The sequence below is a fragment of the Brevibacillus sp. FSL K6-6036 genome (genome assembly GCF_037964015.1).
Classification (GTDB): Bacteria; Bacillota; Bacilli; order Brevibacillales; family Brevibacillaceae; genus Brevibacillus; species Brevibacillus borstelensis.
In genome coordinates this window covers 2,572,948-2,591,738 of record NZ_CP150173.1, presented here as the reverse complement: position 1 = coordinate 2,591,738, position 18,791 = coordinate 2,572,948, and the positions used below count along the sequence as shown (strand labels likewise).

22 protein-coding genes are annotated in these 18,791 nt (G+C 50.3%); 7 read left to right on the top strand and 15 right to left on the bottom strand.

Annotated features, from left to right (window positions below):
• Positions 1-111: 111 nt before the first annotated feature.
• From NST37_RS12960 to NST37_RS12950, 3 genes are all read right to left on the bottom strand, one after another.
• A complete protein-coding gene (locus NST37_RS12960; protein ID WP_155808033.1) occupies positions 112-996 on the bottom strand; it encodes an IS3 family transposase in 885 nt (294 codons plus the stop codon).
• The gene (locus NST37_RS12955; protein ID WP_024985204.1) at positions 936-1,262 is read right to left on the bottom strand and encodes a helix-turn-helix domain-containing protein; all 327 of its coding nucleotides are present in this window, start codon (positions 1,260-1,262) and stop codon (positions 936-938) included. Before NST37_RS12955 ends, NST37_RS12960 begins: the two co-directional genes overlap by 61 nt.
• Positions 1,263-1,433: 171 nt before the next feature.
• Positions 1,434-2,153: a YebC/PmpR family DNA-binding transcriptional regulator gene (locus NST37_RS12950; protein WP_024984872.1), complete on the bottom strand. Its 720-nt coding sequence runs from the start codon at positions 2,151-2,153 to the stop codon at positions 1,434-1,436.
• Positions 2,154-2,907: 754 nt separating this feature from the next.
• Between NST37_RS12950 and NST37_RS12945 the strand changes: the two genes are divergently transcribed.
• The 6 genes from NST37_RS12945 (at position 2,908) to NST37_RS12920 (ending at position 8,338) form a co-directional block, all read left to right on the top strand.
• Positions 2,908-3,684, top strand: a complete 777-nt coding sequence (locus NST37_RS12945) for an NUDIX domain-containing protein (RefSeq protein WP_024984870.1) — start codon at positions 2,908-2,910, stop codon at positions 3,682-3,684.
• Positions 3,685-3,761: 77 nt separating this feature from the next.
• Positions 3,762-4,316 (top strand): isochorismatase family cysteine hydrolase, encoded by a 555-nt coding sequence (locus NST37_RS12940; RefSeq protein WP_122958550.1) that lies wholly within the window; start codon positions 3,762-3,764, stop codon positions 4,314-4,316.
• A 65-nt stretch (positions 4,317-4,381) separates the two neighbouring features.
• Positions 4,382-6,016 (top strand): nicotinate phosphoribosyltransferase, encoded by a 1,635-nt coding sequence (locus tag NST37_RS12935; protein WP_279041927.1) that lies wholly within the window; start codon positions 4,382-4,384, stop codon positions 6,014-6,016.
• 14 nt (positions 6,017-6,030) lie between these two features.
• On the top strand, positions 6,031-6,675 hold the full coding sequence (nadD, locus tag NST37_RS12930) for a nicotinate (nicotinamide) nucleotide adenylyltransferase (RefSeq protein ID WP_024984868.1): 645 nt from the start codon (positions 6,031-6,033) through the stop codon (positions 6,673-6,675).
• Positions 6,675-7,508: an ammonia-dependent NAD(+) synthetase gene (gene nadE, locus NST37_RS12925; protein ID WP_031933015.1), complete on the top strand. Its 834-nt coding sequence runs from the start codon at positions 6,675-6,677 to the stop codon at positions 7,506-7,508. The genes nadD and nadE overlap by 1 nt, the downstream gene beginning before the upstream one ends.
• 236 nt (positions 7,509-7,744) lie before the next feature.
• Positions 7,745-8,338: a YdeI family protein gene (locus NST37_RS12920; protein WP_003386753.1), complete on the top strand. Its 594-nt coding sequence runs from the start codon at positions 7,745-7,747 to the stop codon at positions 8,336-8,338.
• A 93-nt stretch (positions 8,339-8,431) separates the two neighbouring features.
• Here NST37_RS12920 and NST37_RS12915 read toward each other — a convergent pair whose 3' ends face one another.
• The 6 genes from NST37_RS12915 to NST37_RS12890 form a co-directional block, all read right to left on the bottom strand.
• On the bottom strand, positions 8,432-8,692 hold the full coding sequence (locus NST37_RS12915; protein ID WP_003386754.1) for a DUF2573 family protein: 261 nt from the start codon (positions 8,690-8,692) through the stop codon (positions 8,432-8,434).
• Positions 8,693-8,822: 130 nt separating this feature from the next.
• Positions 8,823-9,644 (bottom strand): spore photoproduct lyase family protein, encoded by an 822-nt coding sequence (locus NST37_RS12910; RefSeq protein WP_122958548.1) that lies wholly within the window; start codon positions 9,642-9,644, stop codon positions 8,823-8,825.
• Between the two features lie 59 nt (positions 9,645-9,703).
• Complete coding sequence (locus NST37_RS12905) at positions 9,704-10,417, bottom strand: 2OG-Fe(II) oxygenase (RefSeq protein WP_339185482.1); 714 nt, start codon at positions 10,415-10,417, stop codon at positions 9,704-9,706.
• A complete protein-coding gene (locus NST37_RS12900; protein ID WP_339185481.1) occupies positions 10,410-10,946 on the bottom strand; it encodes a methylated-DNA--[protein]-cysteine S-methyltransferase in 537 nt (178 codons plus the stop codon). Before NST37_RS12900 ends, NST37_RS12905 begins: the two co-directional genes overlap by 8 nt.
• On the bottom strand, positions 10,930-11,550 hold the full coding sequence (locus tag NST37_RS12895; RefSeq protein WP_339186789.1) for a bifunctional transcriptional activator/DNA repair enzyme AdaA: 621 nt from the start codon (positions 11,548-11,550) through the stop codon (positions 10,930-10,932). The genes NST37_RS12900 and NST37_RS12895 overlap by 17 nt, the downstream gene beginning before the upstream one ends.
• Positions 11,551-11,845: 295 nt before the next feature.
• Positions 11,846-12,370 carry an MgtC/SapB family protein gene (locus NST37_RS12890; RefSeq protein ID WP_003386759.1) on the bottom strand — a complete coding sequence of 175 codons (525 nt, stop codon included), beginning with the start codon at positions 12,368-12,370 and terminating at the stop codon, positions 11,846-11,848.
• Positions 12,371-12,736: 366 nt separating this feature from the next.
• Here NST37_RS12890 and NST37_RS12885 point away from each other — a divergent pair, with 366 nt between their 5' ends.
• Positions 12,737-13,930: a saccharopine dehydrogenase C-terminal domain-containing protein gene (locus tag NST37_RS12885; protein ID WP_003386761.1), complete on the top strand. Its 1,194-nt coding sequence runs from the start codon at positions 12,737-12,739 to the stop codon at positions 13,928-13,930.
• A gap of 222 nt (positions 13,931-14,152) precedes the next feature.
• Here the strand turns inward: NST37_RS12885 and NST37_RS12880 are convergent, their stop codons facing one another.
• The 6 genes from NST37_RS12880 to NST37_RS12855 form a co-directional block, all read right to left on the bottom strand.
• Entirely contained in the window at positions 14,153-15,019 is an 867-nt protein-coding gene (locus tag NST37_RS12880; RefSeq protein WP_003386763.1) for an SMR family transporter, read from the bottom strand.
• Positions 15,020-15,099: 80 nt separating this feature from the next.
• Positions 15,100-15,372: a EutN/CcmL family microcompartment protein gene (locus NST37_RS12875; RefSeq protein WP_003386764.1), complete on the bottom strand. Its 273-nt coding sequence runs from the start codon at positions 15,370-15,372 to the stop codon at positions 15,100-15,102.
• A 5-nt stretch (positions 15,373-15,377) separates the two neighbouring features.
• Positions 15,378-16,196: a hypothetical protein gene (locus NST37_RS12870; protein WP_003386765.1), complete on the bottom strand. Its 819-nt coding sequence runs from the start codon at positions 16,194-16,196 to the stop codon at positions 15,378-15,380.
• Between the two features lie 5 nt (positions 16,197-16,201).
• Positions 16,202-16,981, bottom strand: a complete 780-nt coding sequence (locus NST37_RS12865; protein ID WP_031933021.1) for a phosphate propanoyltransferase — start codon at positions 16,979-16,981, stop codon at positions 16,202-16,204.
• A gap of 11 nt (positions 16,982-16,992) precedes the next feature.
• On the bottom strand, positions 16,993-17,280 hold the full coding sequence (locus NST37_RS12860) for a BMC domain-containing protein (RefSeq protein WP_003386767.1): 288 nt from the start codon (positions 17,278-17,280) through the stop codon (positions 16,993-16,995).
• A gap of 13 nt (positions 17,281-17,293) precedes the next feature.
• Complete coding sequence (locus NST37_RS12855; RefSeq protein WP_339186750.1) at positions 17,294-18,775, bottom strand: acetaldehyde dehydrogenase (acetylating); 1,482 nt, start codon at positions 18,773-18,775, stop codon at positions 17,294-17,296.
• Positions 18,776-18,791: the final 16 nt, after the last annotated feature.

The following is an 18,791-nucleotide window of genomic DNA, read 5'->3' as shown; positions in this document are numbered from 1 at the left end:
ATTAACCAATGTTTGTAAGTTCTATGCTTTTTTTGTCCTGAGCAAATAAAAAAACCGTCCCCTCTTTTGGTCAAGACCCCATTTAGTGGACAGTAAGAAAAAACCCGACCGTTAGACCGACAGCTGACGTCTGAATTCAACAGGCGTCAGCCTTTTTAATTTTCGTTGTGGTCGACTTTGGTTGTAGAATTGAATATATTCCTCAATTCGCCTTTGTGCCTCATCCACACTTCGGATATCATAAGGGTAGAGCCCTTCCGTTTTGAGATGCGAGAAGAAGCTCTCCATCGAGGCATTATCATAACAGTTGCCTCTCCGAGACATGCTGATTTGGGCGCCAACCTTCGGCAACATGTCGTGGTAAGCGTAGGACGTGTACTGGAATCCCTGATCGCTGTGAACGATCAGTCCAGTCACGTCTTTCGTCTTTTTAAAGGCTTTCTCAAAGGTCCGTAGGACCAACTGATTGTCGTTGCGAACTCCAATGTGGTAAGCCACAATCTCATTATTAAACAAATCCTTAATAGCAGACAGGTAGAGCCACGTATCCGCGACACGATACTGTGTGACATCGGTTACCCATTTTCGATTAGGTGCATCCGCTTTGAAATTCCGCTGCATCACATTCTCAGCGACTCGTCCACCTTCGGTTGAAGCATAGTGACCTCGATATTTGCGGCGTATTCGAGAACGGAGCTTCATTTCTTGCATCAGACGTAGTACCTTCTTATGGTTGACCCATACCCCGTGATCTCGTAAGAGAAACAGCTGGGTTTGTCGATACCCATATTTACCATCATACTTCTTATAAACTACTTTGATGAGGTCTTTCACGGGCTTGTCCCGGTCCGCTTGTTGCCGTTTCAAGTATGCATAGTATCCACTTCTTGAGACTCCAAACAGCTTGCAAAGTTCACTAGTCGTATACTCACCAGCTACTTGCTTGATCGCCTCATACTTATGGGCTGCACCTCCCGCATCCAGATTTTCAAACACTTTTTTAGCATCGAGTTCTCTCGTTTTAGCTTTTTAACATATCGATCTTGATCAACATATTCTTCACGTCTACCTCGTTGATCCATCAACCCAAATTCGCCTAACTGTTTATATTTTTTCATCCATACTTTAAGCCGGTGGCGGTCCGGAATCCCCAGATGCTCCATGATTCGACGGTATGTCCATCCTTCTTCGATATGCAGTCGTATGGCTTCCACCTTTAATTCGTGAGAATAACTTCTAAACGTTTGCCCCTTTTTCACCATAAAAAATGCACCCCTTAAATTTCATCGGATTTACCAGGGGTTTAATCCAATGTCCATTCTAAGGGGTGCACTTCATTTTGAAGGGACAGTTTTTCGATTCTTATATGAAATATCGAGTTGATTCAGTTGGCTTGCAAGGACGTCCCTATCGCCGGGACCGGCGCCAAGCATTTACTCCGCCAAATCTACATTGTGGTACACCTGCTGGACATCATCCAGATCTTCCAGTGCATCAATCAATTTTTCAAATTGAGCTTGCGCGTCTTCGGGAAGTGTCACTTCATTTTGCGCGAGCATGGTCAGCTCTGCAACGGTAAACTCAGTGACGCCGGCATTTTTGAACGCTTCCTGTACGGCGTGAAACTGGTCTGGCTCCGCGTAGACGATCACCGATCCGTCTTCGTCCAGAATGTCGCGTACGTCCACATCCGCTTCCATGAGCAATTCGAGAACTTCTTCCGCAGTTTTGCCTTCGACACCGATAACGGCAGTTGCATCGAACATATAGGCTACCGAACCGCTCACGCCCATGTTGCCGCCATTTTTATTAAAGGCTGCACGGACTTCGGAAGCAGTACGGTTTACGTTGTTGGTCAGTGCATCGACGATGATCATCGATCCATTTGGTCCGAAGCCTTCATAACGCAGCTCGTCGTAGCTTTCTTCGGAACCGCCTTTTGCTTTTTCGATGGCCCGGTCAATGATCGCTTTCGGTACGCTGTACGTTTTTGCGCGCTCAAGCACGACCTTCAGGGCGCGATTGGATTCCGGGTCCGGTTCTCCCTGTTTGGCTGCAACGTAAATTTCTTTACCGAACTTTGCATATATCCGACTGGTATTGGCATCCTTTGACGCTTTTTTTTCCTTGATATTGTTCCATTTACGACCCATAATGTCCCACTCTCTTTCGACGGTTTCAAATTAAGGCTGCTCCCCTCAAGAGGAGGTTCATAGCAACGAAATGATTGCTGACAAAAAAATACTAAATGAAAGATATCCAGTTCACAAGAGGAAATTATAAAACAATGCCGGAGCAGGGATGTTTATAAAACCGGATATGCCTGAAACTGAGCGGCGGAAAAAATGAAATGGCATACCTCCTGAATCTGCAGCCAATTCAAGAAAGACGGTACCTATTATAACATAAACAGAATGGCTCTCTCTATCAGAAGCCTCGATCGCTTTCCTTTCGGTTTACAGCAGATTGTTTTTCTCGCATTTCTAAAAAAATGCCCTCTGAATGAAGTCGATTTTCTCAGTACGAGCTATCATTTTCCGCGAATCCGGTTCATATTTTACGAGCAGCACCGGAATATGAGCATGCTGCACGACAGCTTGACCGCTTTTTCCAGTGCTTTTTTGGCTAACGCCGATCCATCGAAAGGCATCAAAATTTTGTTGCATAGCATGCCGATCACGGCCTTTCTCATTGCGTCTAGGAGCATCCTTTCTTTGCTATTCTACCATAGACATACCTTTACGTTTACGTTAACGTCAATAAAAAGATATGCTGTCACTACCGGTCTACTACTCAATAAAGAAACATAGAATAAAATCATATGGTGTTTTTCACCATACCATATTGACAAGGTAATTTCCACCTTATAAAATAAAGCCAAGACGATGCAGAAAGGAGGAGACAATTTTGAATTCTGCATCCGTTTCAAAGCCGGTCTTTCGTTCTCCGGACGGTCTGCCTACCGATATATGCATTTTTACAATCACATCCGAGCCCAGAAAAGATACAAAAAACAAGTCGCTTCCGGAGAGAAAGCTGAAGATCCTGCTCATCCAGCGCGATCCGAAAAGCGACCGGTTTCCAGGCTACTGGGCTTTTCCCGGCGGTTTTTCCAATGAACACGAGACTCTCGACGCTTGTGCCGAGCGGGAATTGAGAGAAGAAACCCACATCCTGAACGAAAACGTCCATATCGAACAACTGAAAGCCTACTACACTCCGGGAAGAGATCCGGGAGGCTGGATTCCCACGGTCGCCTACTACGCTCTGGTGAACGAGAAAAGCCTTTCCGGTTTTAAAGCGGATGACGACGCAGTTGATGCTCGCTTGTTTACAGTGGAAGAAGCCTTGTCGATGAAGCTTGCTTTTGACCATAACAGGATATTGGAGGATGCGCTCAAACGCATCCAGGAAAAAATGCTGCAAACCAACATCGCCAAGGAATTCCTGCCGGAAGAATTCACGTTATCCGAGCTGCTCCAGGTCATCGAAACGGTAGTGCCGACATATACAGTGGATAGATCAAACTTTGAGAAAAAATTAGTGGGCACCAAAACGAGAAAAGGGATCATTGAAGTCGCCCGGGACTCGCAAGACCGGATCAAATATTCGAATGAATACTCGCAAAACAAGGCGAAACTGTACCGTTTTACGGACTACGTCCCCTTTTTAACGATCTATTAGTCCATCTTTTTTTAAGTAACGATAAGGTTATTTTGACAATATCAAAAATACATTTTGATTTTCGGGAGGTCATGATGATGAGCAAAAAAGCGTTGATTGTCATCGATTATACGAATGATTTCGTTGCTGCAGACGGTGCCCTGACTTGCGGAGAACCCGGACAAAACATCGAGAAGCGGATTTGCGAGCTAACCAATGAGTTTCTGCAAAATGGAGATTATGTCGTCATGGCTGTGGATGGCCACAAAGAAAACGATCCTTACCATCCGGAAACCGCCCTCTATCCCCCGCACAATATCATGGGCACAAAGGGACGCCATCTATATGGAGCGCTGCACGATCTCTACCTGGAAAATGAAGCGGCGATTTACTGGATGGACAAAACGAGATACAGCTCCTTTGAGGGAACAGATTTGGCTCTCCAGCTTCAGGCGCGGGGCATCCGGGAAATCCATCTTGTCGGCGTTTGCACGGATATTTGTGTTCTCCATACTGCCGTTTCGGCCTGGTATCTCGGGTACGAGGTAGTCATTCACGAGGATGCCGTGGCAAGCTTCAATCCTGCCGGTCACGAATGGGCATTGGGTCACTTTAAAAACCAGATGGGCATGAAGGTTGTATCGAAAGCTTGACCAGGGGAGCCTCCTCTCCCCTCTCTTACAACTCCCTTTGCCGGAGCAGAAAGGATTGGGAACGGATGAAAAGGACCATTTTTGATGCGATTGATCCGAAAGTATATCGTTTTGTCCATATTTGCAATTCCTGCAAGCAACCAAATTTTCGCATCTCGGATCAGGTGAATCCCTGCTCTGCGTGCGGCCAGACGGCAGACTTCGAGATTCTGCCCTTCTTCGATCCTTCCAGAGATTACGGTCTCGACGTAGACGAATACGCGATCAACATGATGTATGCCCTGTACAAGAAGGGCTTGCACCGAACGCCTGTCGTTTTCGACGACTTCTACCGCAAGGCGCCTTTTGTAAAACCGGTTGGCGACCATACGGGAGAGCTTGGCGGATACGTCGCCTTTTGCGGACTTCACCAGCTGATCGACATCGTAGAAAATCTCTACTTCAACGAGAGCGACATCGAATACCTCCGCAGCAAGCAACTGTACGATGAAGAATTTCTCGCTGAACTGCGCTCGCTGCGATTCACTGGTCAGCTTTATGCCATGGAAGAAGGCCAGATCGTTTTTCCGAACACGCCCTATATCCGGATTGTGGCCCCGATCATGGAATGCGTCTGGATTGAAGCCCAGCTTCTGAATACCGTGAACAGCGAGTCTCTGCTCATGACCAAGGCTTCGCGGATTATGACTGCGGCCGAAGGTCAGACGGTCATCGAAATGGGCAAAAGAAGAGCCCAAGGACGTGACGCCTCCGTACAAGGAGCCCGTGCCGCCTATATAGCGGGATTCGATTACTCTTCCAACATGAAGGCAGGCAAACAATACGGTGTCCCGACAACCGGAACCCATGCCCATCTGTTCGTGCAGTTTTTCCCGAATGAACTGGAAGCGTTCCTTGCATTTGCAGAGGTGTTTCCGGCGAAAAGCATTTTGCTGGTCGATACCTTCGATGTGCTCGGGTCGGGTATTCCAAATGCGATCAAGGTCGGCAAGATCATGCAGGAACGCGGTCACAAGCTGAGCGGGATTCGCCTGGACAGCGGGGACCTCGCCTTCTTTTCCAAAAGAGCCCGGAAAATGCTCGATAATGCCGGCTTGCACGATGTCAAGATAGCCGCATCCAGCGATCTGGACGAGTACACGATCACTTCCCTCAAATATCAGGGAGCCAAAATCGACATATGGGGCATCGGCACCAAGTACATCACCGCTTACGACAGCCCGGCACTCGGCGGCGTCCACAAAATCGTGGCCCGCAAGACGGAAAAGGATTGGATGGCATTGATCAAAATCTCCGAAAATATCGACAAGATCCTGAATCCGGGCATTAAAAAAGTGTATCGGCTGTACGATCAGGACGGAATGGCCAAGGGCGACTACATTTGCCTGGAGCATGAAGAAATCGGGCATGTCAAAGAAATTGTGCTGAAGCATCCGACGAACCCGTTAAAGAGCAAACGCGTGGTCAATTTTCGGGCTGTCCCCTTGCTCGTCCCGATCTTTGAACACGGAAAGCGGGTTTACAAAACTCCGACACTCGAACAATCCCGCCGTTTCCATCTGGCACAGAAGAATACGTTTTGGGAGGAGTATTTGCGCCTCGACAACCCGGAGGTGTACCCGGTATCGTTGTCTGACGAATTGAAAGAGTTGAAAGAGAAGCTGATCCACGAAAAAAGGCAATTTGCTCTTATGGAATAAGGGAGGATTCGACCATGCGACGAATCGGTATATACGGCAGCAGCTTTGACCCCATTACGTATTCCCACATGTTTACGGCAGCTGCGGTAGCGAGCCGCAAGCGCCTCGATAAGGTGTACTTTACCCCCTGCTCCTCCATGCGCAGAGACAAGATTCTGCAAACGGAAGACCGGCATCGCGTCAAAATGCTCGAGCTTGCTTTGGGAGCCTGCAAAAACAAAACCAACCGATTCGGGGAGCCTTTGTTCGAAATCTCTTTGGTTGAAATGAATGCGCTCCCTGGCGAAACCTATACCTATGACACCATGGAGCACTTTCGCAAGCAGTTTCCGGACGACGAGATTTTCTTCATCATGGGCGCCGACCTGTTGGAAGGATTGTCCCGCTGGGGAAATGCAGAGAAATTGGTGAAAAACCACAAGTTTATTGTCATGTCTCGGGAAGGCTATCACATGGATGACTTGATCGCAAAGGACCCGCTGCTCAGAAACAATGACGAAAACTTCCTCACGATGTCAAAAGGCATCAGTATGGGCATCAGCTCCAGCTATATCCGCGGAGAAATTCGCAATGGCGGCGATCCGAGCTTCCTGCTTCCCGACCTGGTACTCGACTACATTTACAAGAATCAGTTGTACACGAAAGAGGTTGGCCGCTAATGAACAGGAACTTGACAAAGCAAGAGAAAATCATAGAGAGCTTGCATGTTCGGGCAACGATCGACGCAGAGGAAGAGCTGCGCTTTCGGGTGGATTTTTTAAAAGAATACCTGTTGAAAACAGGTGCAAAAGGATATGTGGTGGGGATCAGCGGCGGGGTTGATTCTACGCTGACCGGCTATATGGCCCGGGTTGCCTGCGATGAAGCAGCCAAGGAGACGGGCAAGGAATACCGATTTGTCGCTGTCCGCCTCCCCTACGGCCAGCAGTTGGATGAAGATGATGCTCAAAAAGCAATAAGATTCATTCGTCCACATAACACGATTACGGTAAACATCAAGCCCGCCGTCGATGCTTCCATGGAGCAATTCCAGCTGGCGACCGGTGCGGCTCTCTCCGATTTCCACAAAGGGAACACAAAAGCGCGTGAACGCATGAAGGTCCAATATGACATAGCTGGCCATTTCGGCCTCCTCGTCCTGGGCACAGATCAGGCGCCGGAAGCCGCTACAGGGTTTTTCACGAAATTCGGAGACGGTGCAGCCGATGTCGCCCCCATCACCGGGTTGACGAAAGGCCAAGTGCGTCAACTACTCCAATACGTGGGCGCACCGGAGCATCTCTATATGAAAACCCCTACTGCCGATCTCGAAGACAACCGGCCGCTGCTGCCCGATGAGGTCGCACTTGGATTCTCTTACGACGATTTGGATAAATACTTGACGAATCAAGCTGTATCAGCCGAAGTGAAAGAAAAGATCGAACGACAATATGACGTGACCATGCACAAGCGCAGCCTCCCTGTGACTCCTTTTGACAGATGGTGGAAATGAGCAGGAACCTCCGGAGATAATGCGAAGCCGGAGGTTCTTTTTTGTAAGCCGTCTCGCTGTGGGCAGTTATCTGCAAAGTACGCAAGATTATGATTGAGATCATGCTTCCGAGTGAGGTAGAATTTGGAATGAAATAAAATTGGCGGTCCGAAAGATTACAGAAGAGAATTGAATGGATCAAAAACGGTTATTCTTGACTGTCAGCTCAACGAGAAATTGATGAGGGGTGCTCCTTGATGGCAAATAGCAAATTGAATCCTAAGGTTGACGAATTCGTAAGCAAAGCGGAAAAGTGGAAGGCAGAATATGAAAAGCTGAGAAATATTGTTCTTGACTGTGAGCTGACAGAAGAATGGAAGTGGATGCATCCTTGCTACACGTATGAGAATAAAAACATAGTGTTAATACACGGATTTAAAGAATACTGCGCACTTCTGTTTCACAAAGGTGCCTTGCTACAGGATACCCATGGGATTCTCGTTCAACAAACGGAGAATGTACAGGCGGCTCGCCAGATTCGGTTCACCAATGTTGAAGAAATCATTGAACTGGAAACCGTCTTGAAAGCCTATATTCATGAAGCGATTGAAGTTGAAAAAGCCGGTTTGGAAGTGGATTTTAAAAAGCATACGGACTACAGCGTTGCGGAAGAATTTCAAATGAAACTAGATGAAAACCCTGCCTTGAAAACTGCTTTTGAAGCATTGACGCCGGGACGGCAAAGAGCCTACCTTCTTTATTTTTCATCACCCAAACAATCCAAAACGCGAGCGTCAAGGGTAGAAAAATGTATACCGCAAATTCTCGATGGAAAAGGATTGAATGATTAACGACTACAATCGTCCGTTTATTTCGATTCTCATACGGTGAAAAGGCTTGGCAGCATGCACCAAGCCCTTTCACCGCAACCGTTTCTACTATTTTCAGTGCTTCTGGTTTTTTGTTTGGTTCCACTGCTTGATTTGCTCAATGATTCCCCGGATCTGGTCGCGCGCTTCGAAATGTTCCGGCTCGCTCGCCCAATGTTGAACCAGCGGCGGCATCGCTTTTGACATATGTGTATAGAGGCACCAGATCTTTACCATTTCCACGCGCTCTGGCGTTGCTTCTCCCGTCAACAGTTCAGTGAATTTGTAGAGGAGCTCATCAAGCTCTGGAACGAGCGGCGTTTTTTTATCGTCCATGCAGTTACCCTCGCTTTCGGCATTCATCGTTTATTCCTTCGCTTTATTTTACGAAATATTGCTCCCTGGGAAAAGGTTATTCCGGACGTGGGTAAAGATCTGTATGACACATGCTCTCCCCTGCCTCTGATTAAAACGGAGCAAAGCCCTTTTGACTTACGAAAACCTGATGATCGGGAAAAACCCGTCTCATTCTATCGTAGACGATTCGATAAGCGGACGGGTCGTACCATTCTTCCATCCCAAGTTCTTCGTACAATGCGCGAATCCCCAATCTTCCCGTGCGTCTCCCGCCGCTGCCGTCCCCCATAAAATAATCATCGACGCAGACACGGCTGACCAAAGACTTCAGCTTTACGGGGAAGTCTTCGCTGCTGGGAAGTAGCGGTGCAATCGTCGCCTGCGTCGGCACACCGGCATCTGCTAGTTCCTGCAGCGCTTTTAATCTTGCTGCAATGGGCGGAGCGCCCGGTGTAAAGTGCTTGCGTATTTCCTCCAGGTCCGTTTCTACGGTCATGCTTACCCGAACACGATCCTTGAGCTGCAATAACAAATCGACATCTCTGGAAACAAGCGGACTGCGGGTTTGCACAAAAAGAAAATCAGGCGGCTCCTCTGTCATGACCTCGAGCAGGGATCTCGTCACTTTTTCCCGATACTCGACAGGCTGATAAGGATCGGTGCTCGAGGACATGAATATCGTTACCTCGCCTTTGGCCTTGGCTTTGCGAAGCTCCTTGTGCAAAAGCTCCGCAGCTTCCTTTTTCACATCCACCCAGGTTCCCCATTCAGCGCCGCGAAACGTCGAGACGGGCATCTGACGCACGTAACAGTATGAGCATCCAAAAGCACAGCCAGTATAGGGATTGAGAGAGTGGCTGTAATCGGATAGAAACCCTGTCCCTTTGTTAAGCAGCGATTTGGGGTACTTGTAGAATAACTCGCTTTTCATGAAGACTCTCCCCTATTCCTGATACGCCTCCTCCTTTTATCATACACGATACGTTGTGTTTACTTGGCATCGTGAAAAATGATCCCGAGACTGTACCTCGTTCCCGAGGCAACCGTGCTGACTCCGTGCCGAAGCGTAGTCTTGTAGTACCCGCGCGTTCCCGGGACTGGACGGTGGCTCGTCGGGAAAATAAGTCCCGCGCCCTGCTCCAGGCTGATCGCGTGACCTCTGCTTTGCGCTCTTGGCCGCTGCTCTACCAGGAGGAACTCTCCTCCCTTGTAGTCCAGCTCTTTTTGATTCAAGGCGAGCACGACCTGAAACGGGAAGAATACTTCTCCGTATAAATCCTGGTGTAGACAGTTGTATCCGCCTGCCTCATATTTCAGAATCAGCGGCGTTGACCGCACTTGCCCCTGCTGATGGCAGTAGTCGAGAAACTCGAACAGCGTGTCCGGATACACGATGTCGCGACCAAGCTGCTCGTGCCAGCGATTCGCAGTTTTCGCAAGCTCAGGATAAAAGCCGTGGCGAAGTGTTTGCAGCAAATCGGGAAGAGGAGCTTGGTAGTACTTGTACTCTCCGATCCCAAACCGATATCTGGCCATATTGATTGTGCTGCGGAAATGGCTCTCTACCGTATAGGTTTCGATGATTTCCCTGCATTGTTCTTTCGTTAAGATGCCGGGAACTACAGCATAGCCCTGCTCGTCCAGCGTCTGTTGCAGCGTGTCCCAATCCAGAGCAGAAATTCGCTGTGCGAGGCGATCAGGCATATGTCGGACTCCCTTCGGATTTTTCCAGCTGCAGCAGCTTCGTTTTCACATCCAAACCGCCCCGGTAGCCGGTAAGCGATCCATTTTTTCCGATCACCCGATGACACGGTACGGTGAATAGCACCGGATTTGCGCCAATCGCTGCCCCGACCGCCCGGACTGCTGCCGGTTTTTGGATACGCAATGCAATATCTGAATAGGTGCTGGTCTGCCCGTAAGGAATTTCGCGGAGCGCGTTCCATACAGCGAGCTGAAACGGCGTGCCAGAAACATCAAAAGGGATGGAAAACCTTTTGCGGATGCCCTGAAAATACTCGATCAGTTCTGTTGCATACGGTTGAACTTTTTCATCGTCTTGCACCAGTGGGCTCCCGGAAAAATGCTTTTCCACCCACTCTCTCATTTCCTCCAAAGGCTGATTCGGTGTCCCCACAAAGCAAAGTCCCCTGGATGTCGCGGCCAGGTATATTCTCCAGTTTTCATGAACCAACAAGGTCCAGTAAATCGTCTGATCAGTTTTCGCGTTCATAGTGCAACCTCCCCGTTTCCGATGCTTGTTTATGCCGGTGCCGATACTCGGTAGGCGTCGTCCCGGTCATTTTCTTGAACAGTGTTACGAAATAAGGCGTACTGGACATACCTACAGCAAAAGCAATATCCGTTATCGTTTTATCCGTATCGGCCAGAAGCTGCTTGGCCATGTTCATGCGCAACTGCTGAACGTATTCGCCGGGCGTCATTCCTTTTACCCGCTTGAAGGTGCGGCGCAAATGATACGGACTGCCGTGGCACATTTCCGCCAAGATTTCCAGTGTTACATTTTCACTGAAATGGCTGTCAATGAAATGCGTAATTTGATCGACCCACTCGCTGTCGGGCAAACGCTGTCCAGTCGGCTTGCATCGCTTGCATGGGCGAAAATGGGCTGCCAGGGCTTGCTGCGCGTTTTGAAAGATCCGGACATTTTGTTTATTCGGAGGCCTGGATTTGCAAGACGGCCTGCAAAAAATACAGGTCGTTTTGACGGCGTAAAAAAACTGAAAATCGTAGGAAGCATCGTTGTTTATGATGGCTTGCCATCTTTCGTCTGTTAGCTGTCCCTCGTCGGCAGCTATTTTTGCATCATCCGCCATTGGAATGGAATGATGCTTTGGTTCATGTCCGCCTATGTTTGCCATCAGCTTCACCTCCACCATCAGTATAACCTCGCCGATTGTCGTCTGTACGCAATTCCGAATGGAAAAGCAAGATATTGAAATCGTTCCAGCCTGCAGCGGCAGTGTACTTACTCCATCCAATAAAAAGCAAAAGCATCTCTGTCCCCCTCTGCATGGACTGTCCAAACAGACGGGTGAGATGCATTCCCCTTCAGACGAGACGAGCATTGCTTGTTCAGACTTGCGGGCAGGCTAGATACAGTCTACATGACTACATGACCTCCTGCCGCTTTCCTTCGTGTGTTTTGACTCCCTCTTCTTCTATCCGCTTATGATGATTCTCTTCAAAGCGCAGACTTACCCTGGCCAGGGCGAAAGAAACGATCACGGAAAAAATGACGATGCCGTAAAAGCCCGCACCGATTCCGATCCCGATGCCACCCGCAAAGAAAATCATCGCAGCAGACGTCAGTCCCTTTACCTGCAAGCCGTTTTTCAGAATCACGCCTGCGCCCAAAAAGCCCAAGCCAGTCACGATCTGAGCGGCCAGACGCATCGGATCCATCATTGTCCCGCTGTTCGGGGAGCTGTACAGCTTTGTGCTGTAAATGGAGACCAGTGTGATCAGCGTGCAAGCGACGGATACATACATATACGTCTTTAACCCGGCAGGCTTGTTCTTATGGGAGCGGTCCCACCCGATAAACATTCCCAGAACCGCACTGATGATGACACGCAGATACATCTCCAGATTCATGATGACATGCTGCTCATAAATAACCTGCAGATATTCCATGTTCACACCTTCTTTTTTGCTATTCAGGCATTTGCTCAAAGGCAATACCTTATCCTTATGATTCGGAGCCCTGTCATATGAAGACCATCGCGTTCTATTGGAAGAATGGGCAGGACAGGGGTAAATATACTGAATTTTTCGTTTATTATATCACAGGGTATGCTTGTTTTGTTGTTTTTATTTGGGATAAATCATTTGTTTTAAAAAAATATGTGTTTTTTATTCTGTTTCCACGTAAACAAAGGACAAAAAAATAAAATACACAATACATTTACAATTAAAAACAACACAAAACCCAAGCGGTGTGCTATACTAAAAATCAGACAGGCAAAAGAATTACTATTCAGATAAAGAGGAGGCTTCGTCATGAAGGTACTGTGTTTAGGTGGGGCAGGACGAATTTGCCGGGAGTCCATTCTCGATCTGGTGCAATACTCCAGCTTCGAGAAAATCACAGTGGCGGATTTCAACGAGGAAGAAGGCAGAAAAGTCGTTGAATGGCTGAATGATCCCCGTGTCGATTTTGTCAAAATCAACGTTTTGGATCATGAAGACACCGTAAACAAAATGAAAGGCTACGACATCGTGATGGATGGCACCACCATCACCCTGAACGGCCTCTCCACTGCCTGCATCGCAGAAGCGGGGTGCCACGGAATCAATCTAAACGGCTTCGGTGCCGAAGATGAATCCGACGAGGTGTTTAGGCGAAATGGCAAGACCTGCGTACCGGGCTTTGGCATGACCCCCGGGGTTACGCAAATGATGGCCATGCATGCAGCCAATCAGCTCGACACAGTCGACTCGGTCCGTGTCAGCCACGGTGCATTTCGCCCCATCGCCTTTTCCCGTTCGATCACAGAGACGACGACCTATGAATACGACCCTCACCTTCCAGGCCGCGTCGTCTACGAAAACGGCGAATTCGTGCAAGTGCCTCCGTTCGCCAGACCACGCGAAATTCAATTGCCTGAACCGTACGGAAAAACTGTCCAGTACATCATCCCGCACGCAGAGACAAAAACGTTGGCCAAAGCACTGGCAGACAAGCAAGTGAGGCTCATCGAGGTACGTGGAACGTGGCCGGCGAAAAACATGCAGCTCGTGCGGGCGATGTACGACTGGGGCATTATGCGAAATGACAAAATTACTGTCAACGGCGCAGAGATCGGAATTCTTGACTGCATTGGCGAATATTTGTTCCATTCCAAAGAAGGTCAGGAGACAGAGCTGTACGGCTACTCTTTGCATGTTGAAGTGATCGGAACGAAGGATGGCAAAAAAGTACAGCATGTCCTCTATCACACCCACCCTGCTTCTGACGGCTCTGTTCCCGGTTGGGAAAAACTGCGCGCCTACACCCGCAACGTCGGCATTCCGATGGCGATTGCCACCGAGTTGATCGCGAAAGGAAGGGTAAAAGGAACGGGTGTACTGATTCCGGAAGAAGCGTTCAACCCTGCAGAGATTTTCGCCGAGCTGGAAAAACGGGGCATCCACATGCACGAGGAAGTAACACAACTGGGTGCGGAAAACGAATCTATGTCTGTGATCCTGTAGCATGAGCCTGTAAAAAGACAGAGCACTCCCTGGAGCTGCAGTTCCGCCTTGGACTGCAGTTCCTGGGCACAGTTCCTTCTTGGACAGCAGCTCCTCCTTTAGGCTGCACCTCGTCCCCGTGGTTTCAAAGCGGCAAAACAAAAGCAGGTACTCCCAAAATTCTCGGGGGTACCTGTTTTTACTTGGGAGTTTGGCTCTTGCTTTTTCGAGGGACAGACATCGTCAGCTCAGCTTGATAATGAGGACGCCGCTAAGAATCATGGTGATCGACACCCATTTCACGATACTGACCTGCTCTTTCAGCCAAATGACGCCGATGAGAGTGGCAAAGACGATGCTGATCTCCCGTACAGATGCCACGTACGTGACCGGCGTTGTTTGCATGGCGTAGACCGCGAGCGAATTGGAGATGAACACAAACAGCCCGCCCGCTGCTGTTTGGACCGGATACCGTTTCACCAGTGACAAGTAATCGGTTTTCGTCTCTGTTCTTTTGTCGATCATCCATTTCCCCGCGAACATGCCGATGAAGACGACATATTTGAACAGCAAGCCAGACATCATGGCGGCTCCCATCCCGTCGATCATGCTGCTGCAGGCCGAAAAAGCGCCTGCCAGAAAGACCCATTTCATCCTGCTCCAGTCCGTCAGCAGGCTGCCCAGTTCTTTTGGCGAAAAGCTCTTTTGATTCATCATGAGCACCCCCACGACAATCACGGCAATTCCGATTACCCCTGTCCAAGCGATCGTGGCCCCGAAGAACAAAAAGCTGAGGATCGTGGTGACAATAGGCGCAGTGCCTCGCAATACCGGGTAGGCATGGCTCAGGTTGTTTGTCTGATAAGCTTTGGCCAGCGCGACAAAATATAGAACTTCCGAACAAGTGCTGAGCAATAGCCATTTGACCGCTGCAGGAGGAAAGGGCGATGTGGAGAAAAGATACACAGCCAATGGCAAGTAAAGGATGACAGAGACGCCCAAGATCAAGGTAAAAAAAGAATCGCGTTCTTCAATCTGCTTGGAAACCGCGTTCCAGACCGCGTGGCACAGAGCGGCAAACAACAGAACGAGCAAAATGGTGGTGGACATCCTTCTCCCAGCTCTCTTTTTCAGATTGCCGAAGCAAATAAGCACAGGTGCAGCCTGTGGAGACTACACCTGAAAAGCCGTTACCCTTCTTGCACTTCATAGGAGTCGACGATCCCCACGATGACGGCATCGATGGGGACATTTTTATGGGCAAAGATGTTTTTCGCCGGAGTGCCGCGCGATACGATGACCCGCTCGCCCATTCCGGCTCCGATGCGATCGGCCGCGATCACCGTTGGCCCGCCCTCGTTTTCCTTCCAGTCTATGGGTTGGACAATCAGCAGCTTCAGATTCTCCATGCCCTCTTCTTTTTGCGTAGACCAGACGCTGCCAATCACTTTTCCCAGAAACATGGCGGTCACCCTTTACCGACATAGTGAACAGCGATCCCTCTTTCCTTGAGCAGATCCATTGCCAAGGGAGAAACAATTGCTCCCTGTTCCAGGATCAATCTGTTTTCAGGGAAGTCTGGCTGCGACTTTACCCATTCGGCTGAGATCAGCTTTCCACTGCCCGGCAGCAGCTTGCGCAACCCACCGGGGAGCTGATCCGACTCTTTTAAAGCTTCTGCCTGTCTTTTTGACGTCCATTTTCTTACAGCCGCATTGGCCAATTCTCGTTGCGGGAAAAATTCGACGCCCAGATCCTTCATCTCGCTCACGTGCCGCTCAAACAGCTTTTGGTACGCGGCCGGCAGTGACAGTGTCTTCAGGCAGCGGCGGTCCGAGCGCTTGATTCCAGGCACGTCTTCCCCGACCAGCACGAATTTTCCCAAGACGAGCGCGGAAAAGATGATCTCTGCCTTGATGGTGCCCTTCAATCCGGCGGCGACCCGGGCCGCGTTGTCCAGATCGATTTCCGGGACGATCACACCGTCGTATTCTTTCGGCAATTCCAATGGGGCTGGCGCGTACTCGTCCGCAGCGATGATTTTGCCTGCGCCTCCGCATTCAATGCGATGCATGCCAAGCCAGGACGAGGTTTCCCCGTCGAGAAACAGGATGTCGTGGCAAATCCCGTGATTCTGCAGCGCTATAAACTGGTCGGCAAACGTCTCATGTGCCGTGCTGTCGCAAAAGATGAACAGCAGCTTATGCTTCTGCAGCTTTTCCTTCTCGGCTTGCATCGATGCCAGGAGCTCGCGTGTGATCGATTCGACCAGCTTTCTGACCTCCATTTGCTTCACCTCCCTGTAGAGGACAGGAGCTTGCCGTTTTTACCGATGACCTCCATCTCGTCTCCCGTCCGCAGGTTGGCCGCATTCGCCTCGTCCTGGTCGATGTGCAGGTCGAGGGCGAACGCCGGATCGATGCGTACGGCTACATCCGGAAAAATGATGGAGCGTTCACCACTGAGCCGCAGAATCAGGCTGTCGCCCTGTTTTACATCGAATGCAGCGGCGTCATCGGATGACATGTGCACGTGGCGTTTGGCAACGATGACGCCTTGTTTCAGCACGACACATCCGGCAGGGCCGATGAGCGTAATGCCAGGCGTCCCGTCAATCGACCCTGAAAGCCGGATAGGAGGATGGACACCCAACTGATACCCATCTGTCTTTGATATTTCCACCTGGCTTGCTCCCCGAGCCGGTCCGAGTATGCGCACGCCCCTGATCAATCCCTTGGGGCCGAGCAATGTCACTGTTTCTTCTGCGGCAAACTGACCGGGCTGGGACAAAGGACGCATCGGCGTCAGTTGATAGTCAGGGCCAAACAGTTGTTCCACGTCTTCCTGCGAAAGGTGGACGTGACGGTTTGATACGCCTACAGGAATAACCAGCCGATTTTCCGGCCCCCGTGAAAATGAATCCGGCGACTTGCAAGGCTCCAATTTGATCCCTCTCCCCTTTAGAAAGTCAACAGCGGCCGGGGTCAGCTTGTCGTTTTCATGCAATGGATAAGGGTTGGGAATACCCGTACGCAGCATGGCCCGAAGCGTCGCTTCCGTAATAAAGGCCATAGGCTATGTCATCACCCTTCGCCCTTCGGGAGGATCAGCTCAATGTCGGTATGCGGCCGGGGGATGACGTGTACGGAGATGAGCTGCCCTACTTTTTCTACGGCAGCCGCCCCCGCATCCGTCGAAGCTTTTACGGCACCGACATCTCCCCGAACCATAACGGTAACCAGCCCTCCTCCGACATGGACTTTTCCGATCAGCTTTACATTTGCCGCTTTGACCATTGCATCAGCTGCTTCGATCGCCCCGACCAAACCTTTTGTTTCTACCATTCCGAGCGCTGCCATTTCTCCTGCCATCCTTTACGCCTCCTTACCTGCCGGTTGTCTGCAGCTCCAGCAGTACGCTTTTGATAATCTCCGCTATTTCTTCCCTCGTGATGGCGGCAGGAGGGGCCGCAGAGACAGCGGATGTTTGCGCTGAACCGGACGCTGTATCCAGCTTCATTTCACGGATGCCAAACGCTACCCGTTTTACATTGAGCAAATGCTGAGGGCCGATATTGTCAGATGTGACATTGTTGCCAAGGGAACCGCAGCCTAGTGTAAGCGACGGCATGATGCCTGTCGTAGCTCCGATTCCGCCAAACGTCGTCCCCGAATTGACGACAATCCGCGATGCAGGCTGTCCGAGAGCAAACCTCTCGATCACTTGCTGCTCCTGGCAGTGAATGCCCAGCGTATGCCCCAGTCCGCCAAGCGCTAGCAGACGGCTGCACAGGCGGCTGGCTTCCTGCCAATCCTCAACGGTATACAGCGCTAAAATAGGGGCCAGCTTTTCGACAGAGAACGGATATTCTCTCCCGACCTCGCTTTCTTCGGCGACGAGCAGCTTGGCCTCCGGCGGCACCAGGATACCGGCGAGTTCGGCAATGGCCTGAGGCGGCTTGCCGACGATGGCCGGGTTCAGACCGTTTCCTGCCAGGATGACGGATGCAACTTTTTTTGTTTCATGTTCATCAAGAAAATATGCGCCCTGCTTTTTCAGTTCGGCTACAACCTTTCGCTTGATCGCTTTATCGGCCACCAAGGCCTGCTCGGAGGCACAGATCGTGCCGTAGTCAAACGTTTTGCTTTGGACGATATGGCGAACCGCGACAGGAATGTCGGCACTCGTGTGAAGGTATACAGGGACATTGCCCGGGCCGACGCCAAATGCCGGCTTCCCCGAACTGTATGCAGCCTTGACCATCCCCGTACCGCCTGTCGCCAGGATGACGTCGGTGAGGCTGTGGCGCATCAACTCTAGCGAGGACGCCATGGTCGGCTGGCTCACGCAGCTGATGAGTCCTGCCGGAGCACCCGCCCTCTCTGCGGCGGCCTGCATGAGCTTTGCCGTCTCTGACGAGCATTTTGCTGCTGATGGATGAGGACTAAAGACAATCGCATTGCCTGACTTCACCGCGATCAACGACTTGTAAATCAGTGTCGAGGTCGGATTGGTTGATGGCAAAATGCCTGCAATGACTCCGACAGGCAGGGCCGCCTCCCAAACCTGATTTTGTTCGTCCCGCCGAATGATCCCAACCGTTTTCATATCTTTGATCGCCTGGTAAACATCGTTTGCGGCGAACAGGTTTTTTACTGTTTTGTCAGCCGCTTTGCCGTATCCCGTTTCTTCCACAGCCAGGGCTGCCAGTCTGCCCGCCTCCGCCTTTGCCGCTTCGGCCATGCTTTCTACGATCTGATCGATTTGACTCTGCGACATGCCAGCCACCAGTTGCTGTGCCGCTTTGGCCTTTTCCAAACAGTGCCGCGCTTCCTGGACCGATTGCAAATCAACGTCTAGCATCACGTGTACCGTCACCTCT